The sequence below is a fragment of the Methanococcoides sp. genome, from assembly GCF_030594565.1.
Taxonomy (GTDB): domain Archaea; phylum Halobacteriota; class Methanosarcinia; order Methanosarcinales; family Methanosarcinaceae; genus Methanococcoides; species Methanococcoides seepicolus.
In genome coordinates this window covers 1-21,719 of sequence record NZ_JAUVEY010000019.1, presented here as the reverse complement: position 1 = coordinate 21,719, position 21,719 = coordinate 1, and the positions used below count along the sequence as shown (strand labels likewise).

Sequence of the window (21,719 nt, the reverse complement as noted above, 5' to 3'; positions counted from 1 at the left end):
AACACATCGTCCAAAAGCTCATCCAACAGGGAGAGCACCAGATCGCTTTTGCGGGTATCATGGGTAAGGGAAGCCATCCTGCCTATCTGGTCAGAACTGGTCTTCTCCTTAACAGGATCATCATCGATACCTGATGCAGCCATCTTGAGCCACGTACCCCGGGTCTTCCCGAAAACGGAGATAAGTTCCTGAACATCGCGAGCGGCAAGGTCTTCCACAATATCGATACCCATATTGGCAAGTTTTTCCTCCGTTACCTTTCCGATACCCCATAATTTTGCCACAGGCATCTTCCTGAGGAAAACATCCACCTCATCCTCCCTTATAACAGTGATACCGTCCGGCTTCTGACGGGATGATGCCATCTTGGCTATTATCTTGTTAGGACCTATGCCCACCGAACAGGTCAGGCCCTCCAGCCCCTTTACATCTTCTTTGATGCTCTGTGCTATCTGCTGTGCCTTATCAAGATCGCCCCCTGAGGTGACCGTCACTTCAAGAAAAGCTTCATCGATACCGACCTTCTCGAAAAGTTCCCCGTCATTGTCAGCATGAGACCTGAGTATTTCCATTATACTGTCCGAAACTTCAGTATAGAACGGTTTTCTCACCGGCAAAAAAACAGCATCCGGATTGATAGCCTTTGCAAGGCGACAGGGCATAGCGGAGTGAATACCTGCATCCCTTGCAACATAGTTACAGGTACTGACAGCGCCTCCTTCCTCACCACGATTGGAATACATGCAGACCACAACGGCTTTTCCCCTAAGGGAAGGGTCCTCACGCTCTTCGATGGCAGCGTAGAAATAATCCATATCTACATGAAGGATGATTCGGGACATTGTAAGAACTATTATGCATAAAGCCGGTTTAAAGGATGTGGTAAGCGGAGTGAAAATAAAGTTATTGAGGAGGGTTTTTCACTCAAACCAGCCTTGAGGGGCATAGCTTCGAAACCAGACAAACGGTACATTGAGGTTTTTTTGCATCACATACCCTGCGGCCATGAAGGATAAGTGTCATTGACAGATCGTCCCAGTCCTTTTGTTCTGCAAGCTTCATAAGGTCCTGTTCTATTTTCTTCGGGTCAGTGTTCTCAGTAAGCCCCAACTTTCCGGAAACCCTTTTCACATGCGTATCCACTGCAATGCCTTCGATCTTACCGAACCCTCTTGCAAGAACGATATTGGCTGTCTTTCGGGCAACTCCCGGAAGGCTTGTAAGCTCTTCCATGGTATTAGGCACCTTGCCATTGAAATCAGAGAGTATCAGTTGTGATGTCCTTTTGATGTTCTTCGATTTGGAACGGTAAAAACCAGTGGAATAGATCTCTTTTTCAAGTACATCCAGATCAGCCGCAGCAAGAGCCTCCGCATTCGTGTATTTCCTGAACAGCTCATTTGTCACTTTATTGACCTGCGCATCGGTACACTGTGCCGAAAGGATAGTAGCTATCAAAAGCTCGAACTCATTACTGTAATCCAGCTCAGGTTGAGGGTCAGGATATTCATTTTTTAGGATAGACCATATAAGGCCAAAGTTTGCAGTATTGTCCATCACTATCGCCGGAGAATCTTTGTTAACACCATACAAAACGTTTTGCATGAAACGTCTAAAGCATATTTATATGATACTACAAAAATAACTACTGGAGGAGAAGGAGGATGTTGTCGTAGTGATCGAATATTTTTTAAACCTGGTGGATACCGCCCCGGATAGGCTGATCCTTCTGAAAAGCATTGACGAGATCGTATGGGGACTTCCCCTGCTTACACTACTTGTCGGGACCGGAGTTTATCTTACATTGCGTCTTGGCTTTATACAGGTATTCAAATTACCATTGGCATTGCGTTATGTCATCAGGCCGGACAGATCGGACAAGAGCTACGCAGGAGACATTAGCAGTTTTGCAGCCCTTACCACCGCCCTTGCAGCTACCATAGGCACAGGCAATATTGTAGGAGTTGCCACAGCCATCAAGGTTGGAGGGCCGGGGGCACTGTTCTGGATGTGGCTAGCAGCATTTTTCGGAATGGCCACCAAATATGCCGAATCCATGCTGGCTGTCAAGTACAGAAAGATCGATGAGAATGGACAGATGTCCGGCGGTCCGATGTACTACATCACAAAAGGGCTTGCCGGAAAGTTCTATGCACGTCCTCTTGCGGGTTTCTTTGCATTCAGTGGAATAGGAGTTGCATTCTTTGGGATCGGTATCTTCCCACAGGTAAATGCCATCGCGGATTCAGCTGCCATCACGTTCAACATTCCCCCCATCTACACGGCTGTGATCATCACGGTCCTTGTGGCTTTGGTCACCATCGGAGGAATAAAGAGCATTGCCAGAGTTGCACAGGTAGTTGTTCCGTTCATGGCCATCGCTTATGTTCTTGGTTGTCTGCTCATCATCTTTACCAATCTGGAGATGCTTCCCGACACCATAAGACTGATAATAGTATCTGCTTTCACTCCAACGGCAGCCACAGGAGGCTTTTTGGGAGCTTCGATGTTACTTGCGGTACAGCTGGGAATTGCAAGAGGGGTTTTCTCCAATGAATCAGGTCTTGGAAGTGCGCCCATAGCAGCCGCAGCAGCAAAGGTGAAAGAACCTGCAAGACAGGGGCTTATTTCCATGACAGGAACATTCTTTGACACCATCATCGTCTGTACGATGACAGGAATAGTGCTTGTGATGACAGGCTCCTGGACAAGTGAATATGAAGGTGCCTACATGACCTCATACGCATTTACCACAGGCCTTGAGAGCGTTGGAGCCTATATTGTAGGCATAGGGCTGATCTTCTTTGCATTTACCACCATACTTGGATGGAACTATTACGGGGAAAGATGTGTAGAGTTCCTTGTTGGTGTCAAGGGCATACTTCCTTACAAGATAGTTTACATATTGCTAGTTGGAGGTGGGGTCTACCTTACCCTTGAGACCATCTGGATACTGGCAGATATCGTGAACGCATTGATGGTGATACCAAACCTCATAGCTCTTCTTGCTTTGCGGAAGGTTATCGTCAGTGAGACCAGGAAATATTTTGAAGATATAGAGAAAGAGAGCTAAGGTTGCTGAAAATTATTGAGAATTGATAGAACTGAAGGTCCGATAGGAAAAATAAGAAAATAAAAAGAAAAGAGGAACGGGTTTACTGTAACCCGAACTTCTCGATATTAGCGTCAGCGAGTGCCTGTATCTTCTTGATCATCTCGTCTCCACCTTCCATTGTGAAAAGGTGCTTGAAACGGCGCTGCATCTTAAGATAGTCCTCGACCGGTTTTGGGTTCTTGATCTTCTTAGCCTTGGTGAGCTCACCATCTTCCATCTCATAGAGTGGCCAGAGACATGTTTCGACTGCCAGCTTTGCGATCTCTATGGTCTTGGAGCTATCGAATCCCCATCCGGTAGTACATGGTGAATGTGCGTGCACGTAGGTAGGACCTTCGACATCGACAGCTTTCTTGACCTTCCTTATCATGTCCTTTGGATATCCGATGGATGTTGTTGTAACGTATGGAGAACCGTGTGCTACCATGATGGCTGGCATGTTCTTCTTTGGACGAATGTTACCAAAGGATACCTTACCTGCCGGACTGGTTGTGGTCGAAGCTGCAAATGGCGTTGCACCACTTCTCTGTACACCAGTGTTCATGCATGCCTCATTGTCGATACAGACGTATGTGAAGTCGTGTCCACGCTCGAATGCACCGGATATGGAACGCATACCGATATCTAGGGTTGCACCGTCACCGCCCATTGCGATGATCTTGGTCTTGCCAAACTCGCCCTTTGCTTTGAGAGCTGCCTCAACGCCTGAAGCGACTGCTGCGTTGTTCTCAAAAAGGGAGTGTATAAATGGGACATTCCAGGAAGATTCCGGATATGGAGTGGTCATGACCTCAAGACATCCGGTAGGACTTACAACGATACAGTCCTCGCCTGCTGCCATGAGAGTGAACTTTGCAGCTATTGCGTCACAGCAACCTGCGCATCCCCTATGTCCTGCTTGTAAGAGTGGTTTCATAACAATTCCTCCTTCAGGTCGGTGAACTGACTTTCGACAGTGATACCTGAATCAATTACTTTCTTTGCTTCGTCAACGATGGCCTCCATGGTGCTCATTGGGATATCACGACCCCCATGACCTATCATGAAACCGATTATAGGAATATTGACATTTGTGTTGTACAAACTTCCCTTTGTCTCGGTGAACAGTGCACCCTCATTGAGGCCAAGGGAGATGTTCTTGTCCAGTGCAACAACTACTTTAGCGCCCTTGATAGCGTTCTTAATAGCTTCTGCAGGGAACGGACGGAAAGACCGTACCTTTAAGACACCTACCTTGACACCCTGTGCCCTGAGCTTGTCAACGACATCCTTGATGGTACCAACAATAGAGCCCATTGCCATGAGAATGATATCAGCGTCATCTGTCTCGTATTTGTCGATAAGACCACCATAGTGTCTGCCGAAGAGGTCATAGAACTCATCTGCAGCATCCTCTATGACCTTCAATGCCTTGTTCATTGCCTGCTGCTGCAGGTATCTGAACTCAGTGTAGGAATTAGGATCTGCAAAAGCACCGAAGGTCTTAGGGTTCTTCGGGTCGAGCTTGAACTTTGGCTCAAATGGTGGCAGATATTCTGCTACGAGATCTTCGTCAAGAAGGACCACAGGTTCATAGACATGTGACAGAATAAAACCGTCAAGACATGCCAGTACCGGAAGCAAGATATCTGGATCTTCAGCGATCTTGAATGCCTGTGCGGTCATGTCAGATGCTTCCTGAGTGTCCTCTGCGTGAAGCTGTATCCAACCGGTGTCTCTCTGGGAAATGGAATCCTGGTGGTCGTTCCAGATGTTAATAGGAGCACTTACAGCCCTGTTCACAACGGTCATTACAACAGGTAATCTCATACCTGAGACGTTGAAAAGAACCTCGTGCATGAGTTCAAGACCCTGGGATGTGGTCGCAGAATAACTCCTTGCACCTGCTGCGGAAGAACCGACAAGTGCGGAAATTGCGGAGAACTCGGATTCCACGTTGAGGTACTCACAGTTTGGTATCTCGCCATCAGCGATGAACTGGGAGATATCCTCTACAATATGGGTCTGTGGTGTAATAGGATATGCGGAAATGACATTTGGCCTGCATGCTTTTACAGCATCTGCAACAGCATACGATCCTTCAACAACGACCATATCCTTCTTGTCATTCTCAAAATTTCGTTTCATTTATTTCTCCTCCAGAACCATCTCAATAGCGTCCTTTGGACATTCGTTCGCACAAATACCGCATCCTTTACAGAAATCATAGTTGAACTCAAAGAAACCGTCATCTCTTGCATCGACTGACATGTCCGGACAAAGAAGTTCACAGAGTTTGCATTTGATACATTTGTCATAATCAAAAACTGGTCTGAATGTTCTCCAGCCACCGGTCTTGTTGACAAGAGTGGAGCCTGGTTCACAAACGCCTCCTGGTAAAATTGTCATAATTTAAGCCTCCGTCATCATATCGTAAGCTTTCTGGATAGCTTCTGCGTTCTTTTCACCGACTTTACCCGGAAAACGCTCCATAACGGCATTCTTGATGGATTCCGGATCGATAAGACCGGAAGCACCGGCGAAAGCACCTAAAAGAACAGTGTTAACAATAGGTCTGCCGATGATGTCAAGAGCGATCTTCGTAGCGTTGACGGTCATGATCTTTGCATTTGTGTTAAGATCGAAATGTTCCGGCTCAAAGTCACTGTTAATAAGAATAACACCATCATCTTTTGCACCGCTCTCTACACTGACCACTTCAAGAAGGGTTGGGTCCTGAACGATAACATAGTCTGGCTCGTATACCTGTGCCCTTAGCCTGATCGGGTCGTCATTGATCCTGGTGAATGCCTGAACAGGTGCACCACGGCGCTCGACACCGAATGCTGGAAAAGCCTGGCTGAACTTTCCATCAGCGAAAGCTGCAACCGCAAGCAATTCAGCAGCAGTAACGGAGCCCTGTCCACCCCTACCGTGTATTCGTATTTCTTTCATGTATTATTCTCCTATGACAGTGCGTGTATAATTGTACGATAATAGCAGTCAAAGTGTTTTTCAGATGGTAACGGATCGATAGCCAAGAGGGATCGGCAAAAAAGTTACCATCGTGGAGGTGACTGTTCCTCCACATACATCGACTGCCAAAAATATATATAGCAGTCTAAATGCAATGTTTAATTGTGTACAATCCTAATCTTATTTAGTCTTTTGGTGAATTGATCGAACAAAGTCCTCAGAAAGATCACTCATATTTGCTCAAAAATACAATGCAAAGACCATGTTAGACAATAACACGCATATACACGGGAATAATATAAAAATACACCAAAATATCACACCAATTCTTTTTCACACATATTCTTAACAAACTCTACAATAGAGTCTCTTGAATCCGCATATCCTATCTCGGAACGCATGCTTCGACTTCCTTTCAACCCTCTCGTGAACCACTGTACATGTGCTTTCAAATTAATATGCGAGGACAGGTCGAACTTTTCCAAAAGATCCAGATATTCCAGAAGGTCATCTCTTTTCTGCTCACATCCACACTCGAGGATCACCCCATCGTCCAAATATCTGGATATACGATAGAACACGTGAGGATCACCCATTGCAGCCCTGCCTACCATCAATCCATCACATCCGGTATATTCCAGCACCTTTTCAGCAGATGCGCCATCCCTGATATCGCCATTGGCTATCACTGGAATGGAAAGCTCTTCTTTGATAAGCTTTGCATAACTATGGTCAGCAGTCCCGCTATAACCCAGTTCGCGGGTCCTCCCGTGGACAGTGATACCACAAACCCCCGCATCCTCAAGCCTGTGTGCGATATCAAGAGTGGCTGCACGGCTCTCCAGCACACGTATCTTTGCAGTTACAGGAGTGTCCACCCCTTCACAAAGAGTTGAGAACATATCGCTGACACGTTCAGGAGAATCAAGCAGTGCAGAACCACAGCCCGCATTGGTGATCACCGGGGCCGGACATCCAAGATTAATATCGATTATAGCCGGATGGAACATATCTTCGAGAACAAGTGCAGCTTCCGTGACCACATCCGGAGAATTGCCGAACAACTGCACACCAAAAGGACGCTCTTCATCACAGGTCATCCCACGCAGAACGGAACTGTCATTTCCATGCACAACAGCATCCGAACTTATCATTTCAGTAAAACATAGGGAAGCACCATATTTCTTGCACATGAGACGAAATGCCAGGTTCGTGACCTCTGCCAATGGTGCAAGCAAAAGATCTCCGGGAAGGTCAACTCTGCCAAGTCTCATATTGTCAGTTCACACAAAGACATACTGATATATAAAATCAAATACTTGACAGTTCCATTTACCCTAATATACTATAATCCATACAAATGTAGTATAATAAGAGAACTACATGTATAACCATTGCAGGAAGTGCTAAAATAAAGATCATAGCGTTTGTAGGAATGCCGGCATCAGGAAAATCCGTAGCATCCGAAGTAATAGTAGATTCAAATGTCGATGTTGTTAACATGGGCAATGTCATACGCGAAGAAGTGAAAAAGAGAGGACTTGAGCCGACCGATAGTAATACAGGCGGTGTTGCGAACGACCTTAGAGCAAAGGAAGGAATGGATGCAGTTGCCAAACGCTGCGTTCCAATGATAGAGGCTCTGGGCAAAGAACTTGTTGTGGTTGACGGAGTAAGAGGTATTGCAGAAGTGGCTTTCTTCAAGGAACACTTTGGAGAGGACTTTACCCTTGTTTTCATCGATGCACCCCTGGAATTGCGGTTTGAAAGGGTTACAAGTCGTGGAAGAAGCGATGACATGACCGATATCGAAGCCCTGAAGCAAAGGGATGAGCGTGAGCTTGGATGGGGACTTGCAGAAGCTATCAAAGTAGCCAATATCACCGTTGATAACATAGGCACCATCGAAGAGTTCAAAGAGAAGATAAATACGATACTGGAGCAAGCATGATAAACGTCAGGGTAAGTGTTATTGTCAATCCTACAGAAGATGAGGAAAAAGTAGCCGGAGCTGCCAGGAACATGTTCCCGGAAATAGAGCTCGAGATGCATGAGAGGAAATATGGCAATTTCCTTGAAGGCGAAGGAGATATCAATTCACTGAAGAACATACACGATCTTTTTAGAAAAGAGAGGATCATCGACACCGCTCGGACCCAGCTACAGAAGAACAGATGGGGAGAGCCTGAAAAGACCTTCTTTATGCTCAACAAGCAAGTTGCCACGATCGAAAGACTGAACTTTCCGGCAAAGGAAGAAACCCTCGGATCCATCCAGGTTGAGATAAATGCCGATAATGAAGAAGCAATGGACATTCTCATGGAGTGGCTTACACCGCCGACCGAAGATGGAGTTCCCCTCTTTGAGCCGGACATGCCGGAACTATAAGGTGTTGGCATGAACATCGACAATCTGAGCTTTTCCTCAAATTCCGCCCTCAGCGATTCTTTCGAATGGGTCTATGAGCTCGAGGACATAGGATACACCGGATGGGAGATCGTTCAGGAAGGAAGCCAGTGCATCACCAGTGAGAACCGGCATAAGATAGTGGAAGTACTGGAAACCACCAACCTTTATCTCTCGATGCACCTGCCGTTCTCTGACATGAACCTTGCAGGGCTTAATCCCGGGATACACGCAGAGGTGCTCAGGCAGATGAAGCATTACCTTTCCCTTGCCTCAGACCTTGTTGAGCTTGCAGTGGTTCACCCAGGATACCTGTCCCCCTATGGTGGAAAGGTACCTGAGAAGGCATGGGATATGAACATAAGGTCCATACAGGAACTCTGCGATACCGCCGATGAATATGGGATCTCGATAGCCGTTGAGAACATGCCAAACTTCCCCATGATATTTGGCAGGGAACCCAATGAAATGCTCAGGATGCTTTCAGATATCGATAGAGAGAATGTAGGAATGACACTGGATGTAGGTCATGCCAACACCTCTGCGATGGTGGAAGGATTCCTTGATGAATGCATCAATAAGATAATTCATGTGCATATCCATGACAACATGGGAAAAAGAGACGAGCATCTTCCCACAGGCAGTGGGACGGTAAACTGGGAATATGTGAAAAAGGGATTGGAAAACTATCAGGGAAGAATGGTGACCGAACTGAGCGATCTCGAGGAAGGAAGAAAGAGCATTGAGTTTTTAAAGCAGCTCTGAAACTGTTATGATCAATACCTTGAAACCCAACCACAGATATCAATAACTATTCAGATCATCGGTTTCAATCATCCATTCTGCCGTGACGCCTGTCGATATCATCCATCATATCCAGCATCTTCCTGATAGCTGTACGGATGGCATCGGACTGGTTCACGAACTTTTTATCATCGCCAACGTGCTTGTTAAGATCAGCAAGCAATTCCTGGGGAATGTCAACACTTACTTTTGGCATTATTCTCACCTTAGTTCAAAAGAATTCAAAGGAATTTCGTTCTACATAAACAACGATATATTATAACAATATGCCATAACGGGATGTAACAACTATACGTATTGGTAATTGTAATATGAAAAATGATGGACTATAACTTTATGGAACAAAGATAAAAGAACCCACATGAATTAAGCGGGCCGGAAGGGATTTGAACCCTCGGCCGATGGATTAAGAGTCCATCGCTCTGCCTGACTAAGCTACCGGCCCACAGTATGTGTGAGTAGCTCCCCCTACGTATTACCCATATATATACATATCGGAGTTGAGGAGAAAATCCCCTCAAACGTGCTTCACAACACAACTTGAAAGGCCAATTATCTCCACAATATCACTGTTATCCGGACTCTGTATGATCATTTGCCCTTTTTTGAGGTAAGGGATACGCGTCTCATATTCTTTCTTCACTTTCATGGCACTTATCGCAGCATCATTGGAAAGGTTCAGTATCACCCTGGAATTTATCTGCTTGAACACAGTATCATCGATATCCTGAGGGTCCTGTGTGATAAGGAACAGCCCTAATCCCTCTTTACGCCCCTGACGGGCAGCATCTGCGAACTTGGAAATGATGCGCTTTGAATGTTCCCCCGAACCTCTTGCAAGATAACGGTGAGCTTCATCCAGCACCAGTATCAGAGGAGTTTCCTTTACCACCGTATCACCGGAGGTATTCAATTTGTTATCCACAGCTACGGTCATAAGAGTCAAGGTGATGAGATCACGTATTCTCGTACTTGAGATGTATTCCGTAGGGAAGACACATACCTGCCCCTCTTTGAAGATATCGGCAAGCATTTCGGTTATAGGGGTTGCCGGCTGGTCGAACACCCTTTTGAACGAGTTGTTCTTCACCTTCCTGACAAGACCGTCATAGGAAGCTTCATGCACCTTACCGTTATCAACATAACTGCCCCGGACCCCCTCATCACTGATGTGGTCGATGAAACCGCCATAGGTATGTGCACCCGGCCTTTTAAAGAAATCCTCAAGCAACAGTTCCAGTCCGATGCCCTGTAGCTCCGTGAGTCCGGCAGCAGCTATGAGCCAGGAATTGTTCCTCACCATCTCGAAAGGAATGGTGAATTCCACTTGCTGTGCACGGGACCTGCCATTGTATGAATGCCCATCCACCTTAGCTACGAAGGTCTTTGTGGAGGGAACGCCACCAAACTCCACGTCTTCGGAGTGCATGTTGTGCTCATCCGAAGAGGTTATTTCAGGATTGTCCTCAAGGAACTGCGAATATTCATCCTGCGGGTCCATTATAACGACACATGGACGCAGCTTCTTCTTGCTGCCGTCACCAGTATCACGGACATTATATCGGTTATCCGGGCTCATGAACTGGCGCAGGATGTTCTTTGTAAGGAACGTCTTTCCGGTACCGGTACTGCCGCAGATGAGCATATGCCTGAATATCAATGGATCACCCATTGAGTAGTCGTTCCGGAGATAGTAAGGCACTGTAGGAGGGGAAGCGAGGGTTCGCACGACCTCACCACCGACACTCAAGTGCCCGAGGAATATACCTTCCCTTGGAATGTTCAGACCGGTCTGTATCTTCAGTTTTTCCGTCACAGGCAGAATAGGTGTGTTCGGACGCGGGATACGGTCTGCCATGCGTCGTGTCAATGAATCTTCATTTCCTGGAGATTGTTCATACAGTATGCAGATGGGTTCAAGATAAGCAAGGAACTTGTAGTCCAGTTCTGCCGTAGTATTGCTTTTGAGCATACGGCGTGAATGGATCTCTGTTGCATCGTCCACTTCGAACTGCTGCTGATATTGAAGCTTCCATATCCTTGCGAAAAGATTCTCATCCCCATAGGGAACGATCACATATGTCCCCAGGCGCACCACATTTCTGTGGGAAGTTGTGATGTAGCCAGTGATCTTTGAGCCCGATTCGGTGACTTCGAGAGGTTCGAACCCTGTGGTCACGATACCGAAAGCAGCATCTACGTCACTTGTATCATGCGTTACTTCAACACTATATTCCTCGAAGTCGAAATTACCGGTCTGTTCCGGTGCATCCTGCACATCCGTTCCAATGCTACTGTTCTTCGCATAGGCCAGCAGGTCTGAATTATCATTCATCTGTCATGTCACCCCATCTCTCTATATTATAAGTATTGTCGAACCGTTGCCCTTTGAACATACCCTTTACCAACTCCTTTTCCGACCGCCCGATCTTCGCAAGGGAATCTACCTTTGAGAGAGTTGTCGGAATGCCATTGACCGAAATATCAAAGAGGACTTTACGGGTTATAAGGTCCCGCACGGACTCATCTTTCGTGAAACCGTATGGAGCCTCTACTTTGAAAAGGACATCAAGCATTGGAACATATATCACAAAGAAAGTTATAGCATAATCCTCCGGGTCGTGATCATGGCGAAGGTCGATGTCTAACATCGGAGATGTGCTTTTTATCATGCCCTCATAGAATTGGTTAGGTTGCAGGAACCAGTTGGTGTAGGTTATCCAACGGCCGTTTCGTCCATTATCGCCTTTTCCGAGGGACAGAACATTCTTAAAGAACTGAGAATCCCTGAGCCAGGGAAGGTGTTTCATTCCTTTTTTGTCCCTGAGGGTTATCATTATCTGCATGTCTTCGGGATTTTTTACAAACCCGATAAGAGGCATGCCCTTTTTCATGTGATGGTCCATGATATCAATGTAGTTCTGGAGGATCTTCTTTGCGACAGGGTCCTCTTTTATCCTCACTTCTTTTGATTCCACCACCATCCAGTACATTAACTGTTTAGGATATATCGGACCATCCATTATGAAGAAGCCCTTGCTGTCAAAACTATCCATCATCCAGAGAATGTGCTCCGATTCACAGAGATATAGGGCAATGTTGTGCACCATACGATCCACCCTTGTTTTGAGCAGGTCTGCCCCTATTCGGACTATCTTTGAACGTCCCTGCCCGTCATCAAAAGTACCCCAGCCGGAGGTCGTGTCGATGGTCACGAGAGGACTTGGCGAATATGTTGCCGCTACGATGGTCCGCTTGGAATGTAATTCGAAGTCAGAAGGTGTCGATGCGATCCCACCATGGCAGATGTCCACATAGAGCCCGCTTCTAAATGCCATGGGGTTAGTGCTACCACTATCACAGGAGTATGTTATATCGAAAGGATCATTTGTAAGGGACATGTTGTCAATGTTCACTTTTGAACGAAACGTCTTCCCAAGTGATTTAAGTATCAACTTCCCATCATGTCCCAGTTCATTGAGCATATTTAAAAGATCGGGAAGCTCTTCAGTGCTATCATCTTCTGCGGACATCCCTATGCGATCTGCCATTTCCGACATGATCTTTATGTGAACCGGTTCAAGGGTCATGGAATGTAGATGAACAGGAACATAGATATATTTGTTTATTCTGTTATAGAATACAAATATATGGCAATATGACACTAATTGATGTCAGAACACAATACAAAAGTCCCGTAAAGTTTAACTATAAACATTACATCTAAAGGGAACCTATAGCATTGAGTTTACCGGTCACATTTGTACATTTGTGACCATTAATACAATAATGGACATCAAGAGGCACTAAGTGCCTCAAACATATATTAATAATAAAATTATAATGAGGATTGATAATGGGTAAAACAGGCAGCATTAATTGGGTTAAGGTAAAAGGAAGGAAAGGAAAAATAATCAAAGTGCAGAGAGCTTTCGGAGCAAAGGCACACCCAGGACCAGCACAGAGATTCAGCAGCAGCGGTGCTAAGAGAAGGTTCCTCAAGAGATCACCAAAATCTATTGTAAACTGATCTTACTATTTTAAAGGGCTGCATTGCAGTCCTTTACACAATAGTTCCCTTAATGGGACTAAACTTTTTTTTGAGCGGAAAGATTCCGATTATTGCATTTCCATTAGCAGCTGCTTTGTATCATTAGCAGTAGCAGTAGTGAGACCACAGTTAGGGAGCACTCTGATAATTATATATGAAGGAAGCTTCTCAAAGTAATCATAAATCACAGATTCAGTAAGCTTTATATAGAACTACAAACATGTAAAAACGACCTGAATTCCAGGAAATTATATTGATCTATGTTTAATATAGGAGGTTAAAACACATGGCAGGACAGATGTCAGGACAGCCTATCTTCATTTTAAGAGAAGGTAACCAGAGAACAAGAGGCAGAGATGCCCAGAGCAACAACATCATGGCTGCAAAGGCAGTCGCTGAGGCAGTAAGAACAACACTTGGTCCAAAAGGTATGGACAAGATGCTTGTCGACTCCCTTGGAGATGTAGTTATCACAAACGATGGCGCAACTATCCTTAAGGAAATGGATATCGAGCACCCAGCAGCAAAGATGATCGTAGAGGTCGCTAAAACACAGGACGATGAAGTCGGAGACGGAACAACTACCGCCGCTGTCATTACCGGTGAGCTCCTCAAGAAAGCAGAAGAGATGATCGAGCAGGACGTACACCCAACAATCATCGCAGCTGGTTACAGAATGGCTTCAGTAAAGGCAGGAGAGATCCTCAAGGGCCTTGCAAAGAAGGTAACCATCGACAACAAGGATATCCTCACCAGCATTTCCGACACAGCAATGACCGGAAAGGGCGCAGAGGCAACAAAGGACGTACTCTCAAAGATCGCTGTTGACGCAATCGTAAGCATCGTTGACAGGGACAATGGAAACACTGTCGAGATCGAGAATGTCAAGGTCGAGAAGAAGGTCGGCGGACGTATCGATGACTCCGAGCTTATCGAAGGTATGATCCTTGACAAAGAAAGGGTACACGCTAACATGCCAAAGAAGGTAGAAGGCGCAAAGATCGCACTCCTCAACAGTGCTATCGAGCTCAAGGAAACAGAGGTTGACGCTGAGATCTCTATCACATCTCCTGAACAACTTCAGTCATTCCTCGACCAGGAAGAAGCCATGCTCAAGAGCCTTGTTACCAGTATTACAAAGACCGGTGCAAACGTTGTATTCTGCCAGAAAGGTATCGATGATATGGCACAGCACTACCTTGCAAAGGAGGGTATCTTTGCAGTAAGGCGTGTCAAGAAGAGCGACATGGAGAAACTTGTACGCTCCACAAGTGCTAAGCTCGTAACCAACATCGAAGAGATGACAGCAGAAGACCTTGGTGCAGCAGAACTTGTCGAAGAGAAGAAGATCGGTGGCGACAGCATGACCTTCATCACAGGCTGTGTCAATCCAAAGTCAGTATCCATCCTCCTCCGTGGCGGTACAGAGCACGTTATCGACAACATCGAGAGAGCACTCAACGATGCACTTCGTGTAGTCGCTGTAGCTATCGAAGATGAAGAGCTTGTTGCTGGCGGCGGAGCACCTGAAGTAGAGGTTGCACTCAGACTCAACGAGTATGCATCAACCCTCAGCGGAAGAGAGCAGCTTGCAGTCAAAGCATTCGCAGAAGCACTTGAGGTCGTTCCAAGAACCCTTGCAGAGAACGCAGGTCTTGACCCCATAGACATGCTCGTAGAACTTCGTGCACACCACGAGAGAGGCATAAAGACCGCTGGTCTTAACGTCTACTCCGGCACTGTCATTGACATGTGGGAAGAAGGCGTTGTTGAGCCACTCAGGGTAAAGACCCAGGCTATCAACTCCGGTACAGAAGCAGCAGTAATGATCCTCAGGATCGACGACATCATTGCATCATCCAGAGCACCACCAATGCCAGAAGGCGGCGCGGGTGGAATGGGCGGCATGCCTCCAATGATGTAAGTTCAATGGAACAATAACATACCAGGGCGTATTTTACGCCCTGACCTACTTTTTTTATTAATACAGAGCTGACCGAGCAGCTGTAGCTTTATATTTCCAATAAACTTAAACTGTAACTGCTCAGAACATTAAAACAATTATTATATATAATGAATGTATTTTTATACGCATATGATGAATAATAGTATGGTGTATTAATATGCGAGATATAGAGGAATCAATACGAAAAGGAAATGATTTTGAACATTACATAGCTCGTCTTTTTGATGAAAAGGATCAATTCACAATTGTTTCATGGACAACAGACATAATGAGAAAACATCGAAATATAAAAGTAGAAGATGATAAAAACCCCGATCTGAAAATAAGAGATAATAGAGATAAAGAGTTCTTTGTAGAATGTAAATTTAGATCAAACCTTTACAAAGGAGCATTAACATGGTCAAATAGATATCAACTCGAAAGATACGAAATCGATGAGATGGTAAATGAATACTTTGACGAAACTCCTACCTACGTCATTATTGGACTATATGGAGATGCAAACCAACCAGACCACCTATATGGGATACCACTTAAAGAAATTCAATACCCAAAACTGTACCCATCAATATTCGAAAAATATGAGATTGATACTAATTTTAAATATTTGAATAACAGCGATAAGGAGTACATGCTATAAAATCAAATACTGATTTTCGCAGTGATGTGACCATGTGACAAGACTTCAGTAGAGACAGAATAGTATGGCAAAATCATTAGCAAAACCTCCTGACAATTTAAATTATGAAAAAAAAACTAAAAAACGTAAATCGGAACAGTTAAAAAACGATTTCAAATTTCTAACTCAATCCCAATCGGACAGTGGTCCGAACCCATCACATCAGACAAAATATAAGCAGACCTTATCCTGTCCTTCAGGCCTCCACTGGCAAAAAAATAATCGATCCTCCAACCAACATTCCTATCCCTTGCCCGGGTCTTCATGTCCCACCAGGTATAATTTCCAGGTCCCTGCTCGAACATACGTAAGGTATCAAGATAGCCATGACCCAGGAACGTATCGATCCACTCCCTCTCCTGCGGAAGAAAACCCGATGACCTCTCGTTCTGTTTAGGGCGTGCGAGATCGATCTCCTTGTGAGCAGTGTTCACATCACCACAAATAATTACGTTCTTACCGGCATCTTTCATCGAATCGGCAACTTCCATGAACGCATTATAGAAATCCATCTTATATTCCAATCGTTCATCTGAAGCCTTACCATTCGGAAAATATATATTGAACAAAACAAAATCCTCGAACTCTGCAATGAGGGTCCTTCCTTCCCTATCGAACCGGGGAACTCCAAGCCCATACTTTACCTCGACCGGCGGGACCTTAGTATAGATCCCAACACCACTGTAACCCTTCCTTTCAGCAGAGAAAAAATAAGGTACATAGCCATGAATATGCCTCAGCTCTTTTGGCAATTGTATTTCTGTAGCCTTCGTCTCCTGAAGACAGAGAATATCCGGCTGTGTGGCTTCCATCCATTCGACAAACCCTTTCTTTAACATTGACCTCAGGCCATTCACATTCCATGAAAGAATATATATAGAAGCCATTTACTCGCCCCCATCCACCGTTCCACTTTTCATTCCAGCCTTGCCATCCGCTTTTGCCAGAACCACTTCCGTGGACTTTATAATTGCAAATACCTCATCGCCTTCCTGAACATCGAGTCTATCCAGCATATCGGAAGTAATGATAGATGTCAGAACTTCAGGATCTATCTCGATCTTCACTTTAGAAACGAGATCCCCTTTCTCGATATCGAGGACCCGTCCGGACAACTTGTTGTGTGCAGACAATTTGAAAGAGATGTTTTCCAGAGAAGTTTCATCCCCAAAGGTCATATCAAGAAAGGACCTGCTTTCCTCATACTCACTAATGAGCTGTTTCCCGTAATCGGTCAGAAAGGTTCCCTGCCCTTTTCCACCCCTTACAGTGGTCACCACTTCATGCCCAACGCGCTCGTTCATTTTTTTCAGAATAAGCCATGCATGTTTGTAGGATATGCCAAGTATTGAGCATGCCTTCCTTAATGAACGCTCTTCATCGATGGCTTTTAGAAGTTTTACCTTCCCGGCACCAATGATAGGTTTTCCATCTTCGGTCAGCCAGACCTTAGTTCTCATTTCCAGAAACAACATCCCCCTTTCACTCAAGGCACTTAAGAATGTCTTCCGGCTGATATCTTGGTTTTATTATACGAGTCCTGCCACGCATACCCTTACCGGAAAAATCAGCATCCACATACCTTGCTTCACTAAGCTTGTTGACCATATCATAAAAACGTGTGTACCCAAGATCGGTCTTTTCGTGGAAAAGTTTGTAAAGGTCACCGGTCTGCACATCCTTGTTCTCTGCTATCAGGCAGAGCAATGTCCTCTCATCCGGTGCGAGGGACTGGACACTTCTGCGAAGATGCAGCAATCTGGAGGTATCATAGGCCTTTTCCACATCTTCGACCAGGATGGTCTTGCTTGCACGCCTCTCGGCATTCAGGCCAGCACGCTTCAAAAGATCGATTCCCACACGCAGATCCCCTGTAAGATCGACATATTCAACTATCGCATCCCTCACATCATCCAGCATCACATTAGGATAGAATGCAAGATCGATCCTGCCCCCGATAATATCCTGAAGTTCACTGTAATTGTACCGGGGGAAAGCTATCTCTTCAGGAAGAAAAACGGAATTGACCTTAGGGTCGAACTGATAGAGCTTTCCCGTATCACTCACAATTGCAATGACACCTACTTTTGCTCCCGGATATTGTTCATGTGCCCTGAGAAGGGAATACATTACCTCATCCGCATGTCCTTCATGATAGAGATAATTGATGTCATCAAGACAAAGCACAAGCGTCTTTTCCTTCTCGATAAGATAGTTCATCACCTTTTCGAACAGTTTTATGAAAGCAACACCGGAAGACGGAGGGGACACGTTAAAGAGACCTTGGTATACCCTCGTGATCACAGCAAATTTCGTAGAATCCATCTGGCAGTTCACTTTGATGAATACAATATCTTCCGAATGCTTTTTCATCTCTTTAAAGACCTTCAGCACAGTTGTGGTCTTTCCAGTACCGGGAGGACCACTTATCAAACTGTTTATCGGACGCATACCACGAAGGGCCGGACGCAGACTGTACATCAGAGACTGCGTCTGCGACTCACGGTGTGAAAAATGGTCGGGAAGGTAATCAAGTTCAAGCACATTCCCATCCTTGAACAAAGTCTCATCCCACATCAGCATATCCTTACCCATGTACAGTATCTCCTAAAATTAAAGTTCTAATATATTAACTGTGAAAATACATAATAGCCTTTTCCTCTGAGATAAAAACGTTCATTCAAACTCTGAAAATTGACCAAATATCAATGTTTTTAAACGTATGTGAATAAATATAAAAAGCTTTTGGGAATTTCTTATATATAAGTTAGAAGATGGGAATACAAGATGTTATGACATGCAGAGGAAGACCAAAAAACCCCAGAAGAGTGGAATGTAACCCCGACATACTCTATTTCAAACCAAGAGGAGTAAAACTTATTGAACTGGAAGTAGTTTCTCTTGCATTAGAAGAGCTGGAAGCCCTGAGGCTGGTAGATCTTGAAGACTTGCAACAACAGGAAGCAGCAACAAAAATGGGGATCTCAAGACGTGCATTCTGGGAAGACCTGAAAAATGCAAGGAAAAAGATTGCACTGGCATTGACCACAGGTAAAGCTATTGAGATAAAGGGCGGAAACTATGTCAACATCAATGACCAGAAACGGTCAGAATAACCTATAACAGGAACAACATTATCACAAGGAGAATGAAAATGTCATCCAATATCCAATCATCAGAAAGCCTACTAAATACCAAGCCTGAAGAACCAAAGCTCGTTACCAACCTCAGAGGGATCAAGAATAAGATAATGGTAATGAGCGGAAAGGGAGGCGTTGGTAAAAGCACTGTTTCCGCCAACCTTGCTGCAGCCCTTGCAGAACGCGGATATTCAGTGGGACTCCTTGACAGTGACATTCACGGACCGACCATCCCAAAGATGTTCGGTGTGGAGAATGAAAAACCCATGGTCAGTGAAAAAGGTATTGTTCCCGTAAAAGTTAATGATAATCTGAAAATAATGTCAATAGGACTTCTCCTTGACAGCAACGATTCTCCAGTCATCTGGAGAGGACCGGCAAAGATGAGTGCCATCAAGCAGTTCCTTGAAGAAGTGGACTGGGGAGTGCTCGACTACCTTATCATTGACCTTCCGCCTGGAACAGGAGATGAACCATTGAGCATCTCACAACTGATCGGTAACATGACCGGTGCTATTGTGGTCACAACCCCACAGGAGGTAGCCCTCACAAGTGTCCGAAAATCGCTCAATTTCGCCAAAATAATCGAAGTACCGGTAATTGGAATGGTCGAGAACATGAGCGGAATCGTCTGCCCACACTGTAATGAGAAGATATATGTGTTCGGCTCAGGCGGAGTTGCAAAAGCAGCCGAGGACTTTGGCGTGAAAGTGCTTGGTACATTACCCATCGAGACAGAAGTTGCAGCTGCCGGAGACAGCGGACACGTACACATTGATATCAAGAGCGATTCTGAATGGTACATCCACTTTAACAAGGTCGTAGACGCTGTGGAAGAGTTTGTTAAATGATATTAAGAGGACATGTACTTTGTAAAACAAGTGCATGTCATCAATTTCTTTCTTTCTTTTTTTCAACCATTCTTTTGACCACGATCCCCATCTCCATTAATCCCCATCATATACTTATTCTATACCATCCGACCACCAAAATATATATCACAACATAAACTTCCAGAGTAAAAACACTAAATAACGATGCATACATCTTTCAGCACATGGAAGAGATGATACAAAATGCATTTGGGTGGATAAGAGAACAGGAGCTCACCACTGCAAAGGAATTATCACGCCTCATCACTGCATGCGAACTATGGGGTGTGGAAAATGACTTTCCTACAAAGCTCATCCACCTTAAAAGTGAAAATAACTGGGACAATTCAATAAGAGAGACTGCAAGAGCCTGTTCCAGCCTTGTATCTTCCAACTTAGACCTTGAAGAATGTGGGCAATGGTTGCTTTCTAAAAGGGAGAACAACGGTTCATGGCAGAACGATGTTTACGACACAACCTATGCATTAATAGCTCTTGCCGAGATGGGCATCCATGAAATGAAAGGTTGCAATTGGCTTGTTGAGAACTATGGTGAAAAATGGGAACATGTGGGCACTACATCCCTTATCATCACCACTCTTGTAAAGCAGGAAGATCTGACAAATGAGAAGCCTTTCGCTGACTTTATAGAAGAACGTGCCAAATGGATCTTGTCGGAAAGGGATAAAGACGGTGGTTGGAAATTCATCTCGACCAGCAATCTGGTAATACAGGCATTGGCTATTGTCGGTTTGAAAGAAGAACTTGACACATCGCTCAAATGGCTAATGTCCAGACAGAACAGCAATGGTTCATGGGGAAAGAATGAAGGAGATATTACTGCAACCGCACTTTCACTAATCACTTTGGGATATGCACATAGACAGTAGTCCCAACCGATTCCTTGCTTTCCACATGCACATCCCCACCATGCATATCAGCGAACTGCTTGACAAGTGAAAGACCAAGACCAGCTCCACCATACTGGCGTGAAGGAGAAGCATCTGCCTGATAGAATTGATCGAACAGATGACCCATCTTGTCCTCCGGAATACCAACCCCATTATCCCGAACACATAGTTCCAGCATATCATCGATTATCTGTGTGTGGACCTTCACATAACCATTTTTGGTTGAAAATTTCAATGAGTTATTCAGGAGGTTGTACAGTATCTGCTTGAACTTTGTCCTGTCAGCAGTGATCATGTCAACTCCATTATTGTGAACCGTGACAGAAACCTGTTTGCTCTTAGCAAAGTCCGACATCGACAACACAACTTCATTGATAGTGGGCGGGACAGAGAACTTCTCATAGGTAAGCCCAAGTTTACCAGCCTCTATTTTGGAGATATCAAGGATGTCCTGGATCAGATTGAGCAGATGAGTTCCACTGGAAGAAATATTCTTCAAATACTTGGTCTGTTTATCGTTCAACTGACCAAAGGTTTCAGTTAAAAGTACATCCGAAAAACCGATGACAGAATTAAGAGGAGTTCTGAGTTCATGGCTCATGTTAGCAAGAAATTCACTTTTAGTCCGGTTTGCATTTTCGGCCACTTCCATTGCCTGATGCATGATGATCTCTGATCTTTTACGTTCAGTTATGTCGATCACAGTATTCGAGATATATACCGGTTCGTTGTTATCATCCGTGATCACAAAACAATTCATGAGCGCCGGGAATTCACTGCCATCTTTTCGGACCCTGAGAACTTCATTCATATCATGACC

The 21,719-nt window shown here is 44.9% G+C and carries 24 protein-coding genes and 1 tRNA gene; 10 read left to right on the top strand and 15 right to left on the bottom strand.

What is annotated here, in order from left to right; all coding sequences use genetic code 11:
• The coding region (gene dinB / locus QAS77_RS03030) for a DNA polymerase IV (RefSeq protein ID WP_305064108.1) at positions 1-842 on the bottom strand (842 nt) is incomplete at its 3' end.
• An 82-nt stretch (positions 843-924) separates the two neighbouring features.
• Positions 925-1,605 (bottom strand): endonuclease III, encoded by a 681-nt coding sequence (gene nth / locus QAS77_RS03025; RefSeq protein ID WP_305064107.1) that lies wholly within the window; start codon positions 1,603-1,605, stop codon positions 925-927.
• Between the two features lie 70 nt (positions 1,606-1,675).
• On the opposite strand from nth, the gene QAS77_RS03020 reads away from it, so the two are divergent.
• Positions 1,676-3,073 (top strand): alanine/glycine:cation symporter family protein, encoded by a 1,398-nt coding sequence (locus QAS77_RS03020; protein WP_305064106.1) that lies wholly within the window; start codon positions 1,676-1,678, stop codon positions 3,071-3,073.
• Between the two features lie 82 nt (positions 3,074-3,155).
• Here the strand turns inward: QAS77_RS03020 and porB are convergent, their stop codons facing one another.
• The 5 genes from porB to QAS77_RS02995 all read right to left on the bottom strand — a co-directional run bounded on the left by porB (position 3,156) and on the right by QAS77_RS02995 (position 7,344).
• Positions 3,156-4,031, bottom strand: coding sequence for a pyruvate synthase subunit PorB (gene porB, locus QAS77_RS03015; RefSeq protein ID WP_305064105.1), 876 nt, complete (start codon positions 4,029-4,031; stop codon positions 3,156-3,158).
• Complete coding sequence (gene porA, locus QAS77_RS03010; RefSeq protein ID WP_305064104.1) at positions 4,028-5,242, bottom strand: pyruvate synthase subunit PorA; 1,215 nt, start codon at positions 5,240-5,242, stop codon at positions 4,028-4,030. Before porA ends, porB begins: the two co-directional genes overlap by 4 nt.
• Positions 5,243-5,503, bottom strand: a complete 261-nt coding sequence (porD, locus tag QAS77_RS03005) for a pyruvate synthase subunit PorD (RefSeq protein WP_305064103.1) — start codon at positions 5,501-5,503, stop codon at positions 5,243-5,245.
• A 3-nt stretch (positions 5,504-5,506) separates the two neighbouring features.
• Positions 5,507-6,049 (bottom strand): pyruvate ferredoxin oxidoreductase subunit gamma, encoded by a 543-nt coding sequence (locus tag QAS77_RS03000; protein ID WP_250867146.1) that lies wholly within the window; start codon positions 6,047-6,049, stop codon positions 5,507-5,509.
• Positions 6,050-6,387: 338 nt separating this feature from the next.
• Positions 6,388-7,344: a tRNA dihydrouridine synthase gene (locus QAS77_RS02995; protein WP_305064102.1), complete on the bottom strand. Its 957-nt coding sequence runs from the start codon at positions 7,342-7,344 to the stop codon at positions 6,388-6,390.
• A gap of 137 nt (positions 7,345-7,481) precedes the next feature.
• Between QAS77_RS02995 and QAS77_RS02990 the strand changes: the two genes are divergently transcribed.
• From QAS77_RS02990 to QAS77_RS02980, 3 genes are read left to right on the top strand one after another with little or no spacing between them, the layout of a single operon-like run.
• On the top strand, positions 7,482-8,021 hold the full coding sequence (locus QAS77_RS02990; RefSeq protein WP_305064109.1) for a dephospho-CoA kinase: 540 nt from the start codon (positions 7,482-7,484) through the stop codon (positions 8,019-8,021).
• Positions 8,018-8,458: an RNA-binding domain-containing protein gene (locus tag QAS77_RS02985; RefSeq protein WP_305064101.1), complete on the top strand. Its 441-nt coding sequence runs from the start codon at positions 8,018-8,020 to the stop codon at positions 8,456-8,458. Before QAS77_RS02990 ends, QAS77_RS02985 begins: the two co-directional genes overlap by 4 nt.
• A gap of 9 nt (positions 8,459-8,467) precedes the next feature.
• A complete protein-coding gene (locus QAS77_RS02980) occupies positions 8,468-9,241 on the top strand; it encodes a sugar phosphate isomerase/epimerase family protein (protein ID WP_305064100.1) in 774 nt (257 codons plus the stop codon).
• Positions 9,242-9,305: 64 nt separating this feature from the next.
• Here QAS77_RS02980 and QAS77_RS02975 read toward each other — a convergent pair whose 3' ends face one another.
• The 4 genes from QAS77_RS02975 to QAS77_RS02960 all read right to left on the bottom strand — a co-directional run bounded on the left by QAS77_RS02975 (position 9,306) and on the right by QAS77_RS02960 (position 12,870).
• Positions 9,306-9,476 (bottom strand): ribbon-helix-helix domain-containing protein, encoded by a 171-nt coding sequence (locus tag QAS77_RS02975; protein WP_011500158.1) that lies wholly within the window; start codon positions 9,474-9,476, stop codon positions 9,306-9,308.
• 175 nt (positions 9,477-9,651) lie between these two features.
• Positions 9,652-9,725, bottom strand: a tRNA-Lys gene (locus tag QAS77_RS02970).
• A gap of 72 nt (positions 9,726-9,797) precedes the next feature.
• Entirely contained in the window at positions 9,798-11,615 is a 1,818-nt protein-coding gene (locus tag QAS77_RS02965) for an ATP-binding protein (protein ID WP_305064099.1), read from the bottom strand.
• Positions 11,608-12,870, bottom strand: coding sequence for a DNA double-strand break repair nuclease NurA (locus QAS77_RS02960; RefSeq protein ID WP_305064098.1), 1,263 nt, complete (start codon positions 12,868-12,870; stop codon positions 11,608-11,610). The genes QAS77_RS02965 and QAS77_RS02960 overlap by 8 nt, the downstream gene beginning before the upstream one ends.
• 266 nt (positions 12,871-13,136) lie before the next feature.
• On the opposite strand from QAS77_RS02960, the gene QAS77_RS02955 reads away from it, so the two are divergent.
• The 3 genes from QAS77_RS02955 (at position 13,137) to QAS77_RS02945 (ending at position 15,937) form a co-directional block, all read left to right on the top strand.
• Positions 13,137-13,310, top strand: a complete 174-nt coding sequence (locus QAS77_RS02955; protein ID WP_011500155.1) for a DUF5350 domain-containing protein — start codon at positions 13,137-13,139, stop codon at positions 13,308-13,310.
• Positions 13,311-13,617: 307 nt separating this feature from the next.
• On the top strand, positions 13,618-15,255 hold the full coding sequence (gene thsA / locus QAS77_RS02950; RefSeq protein WP_305064097.1) for a thermosome subunit alpha: 1,638 nt from the start codon (positions 13,618-13,620) through the stop codon (positions 15,253-15,255).
• A gap of 199 nt (positions 15,256-15,454) precedes the next feature.
• Positions 15,455-15,937 (top strand): hypothetical protein, encoded by a 483-nt coding sequence (locus QAS77_RS02945; RefSeq protein ID WP_305064096.1) that lies wholly within the window; start codon positions 15,455-15,457, stop codon positions 15,935-15,937.
• Between the two features lie 152 nt (positions 15,938-16,089).
• Here the strand turns inward: QAS77_RS02945 and QAS77_RS02940 are convergent, their stop codons facing one another.
• From QAS77_RS02940 to QAS77_RS02930, 3 genes are read right to left on the bottom strand one after another with little or no spacing between them, the layout of a single operon-like run.
• Positions 16,090-16,863: an exodeoxyribonuclease III gene (locus tag QAS77_RS02940; protein ID WP_305064095.1), complete on the bottom strand. Its 774-nt coding sequence runs from the start codon at positions 16,861-16,863 to the stop codon at positions 16,090-16,092.
• Positions 16,864-17,466 carry a TOBE domain-containing protein gene (locus QAS77_RS02935; protein ID WP_331522031.1) on the bottom strand — a complete coding sequence of 201 codons (603 nt, stop codon included), beginning with the start codon at positions 17,464-17,466 and terminating at the stop codon, positions 16,864-16,866.
• Entirely contained in the window at positions 17,459-18,571 is a 1,113-nt protein-coding gene (locus QAS77_RS02930; protein ID WP_305064094.1) for an ORC1-type DNA replication protein, read from the bottom strand. The genes QAS77_RS02935 and QAS77_RS02930 overlap by 8 nt, the downstream gene beginning before the upstream one ends.
• Before the next feature lie 197 nt (positions 18,572-18,768).
• Here QAS77_RS02930 and QAS77_RS02925 point away from each other — a divergent pair, with 197 nt between their 5' ends.
• The 3 genes from QAS77_RS02925 (at position 18,769) to QAS77_RS02915 (ending at position 20,878) form a co-directional block, all read left to right on the top strand.
• A complete protein-coding gene (locus QAS77_RS02925; protein WP_420846915.1) occupies positions 18,769-19,092 on the top strand; it encodes a DUF134 domain-containing protein in 324 nt (107 codons plus the stop codon).
• A 38-nt stretch (positions 19,093-19,130) separates the two neighbouring features.
• Positions 19,131-19,967 carry an Mrp/NBP35 family ATP-binding protein gene (locus QAS77_RS02920; RefSeq protein ID WP_305064093.1) on the top strand — a complete coding sequence of 279 codons (837 nt, stop codon included), beginning with the start codon at positions 19,131-19,133 and terminating at the stop codon, positions 19,965-19,967.
• A 206-nt stretch (positions 19,968-20,173) separates the two neighbouring features.
• Positions 20,174-20,878 carry a prenyltransferase/squalene oxidase repeat-containing protein gene (locus tag QAS77_RS02915; RefSeq protein ID WP_305064092.1) on the top strand — a complete coding sequence of 235 codons (705 nt, stop codon included), beginning with the start codon at positions 20,174-20,176 and terminating at the stop codon, positions 20,876-20,878.
• Here QAS77_RS02915 and QAS77_RS02910 read toward each other — a convergent pair.
• Positions 20,850-21,719, bottom strand: an 870-nt coding sequence (locus QAS77_RS02910; protein ID WP_305064091.1) for an ATP-binding protein, incomplete at its 5' end; no start/stop codon positions are given. The two genes, QAS77_RS02915 and QAS77_RS02910, sit on opposite strands and share 29 nt — an antisense overlap.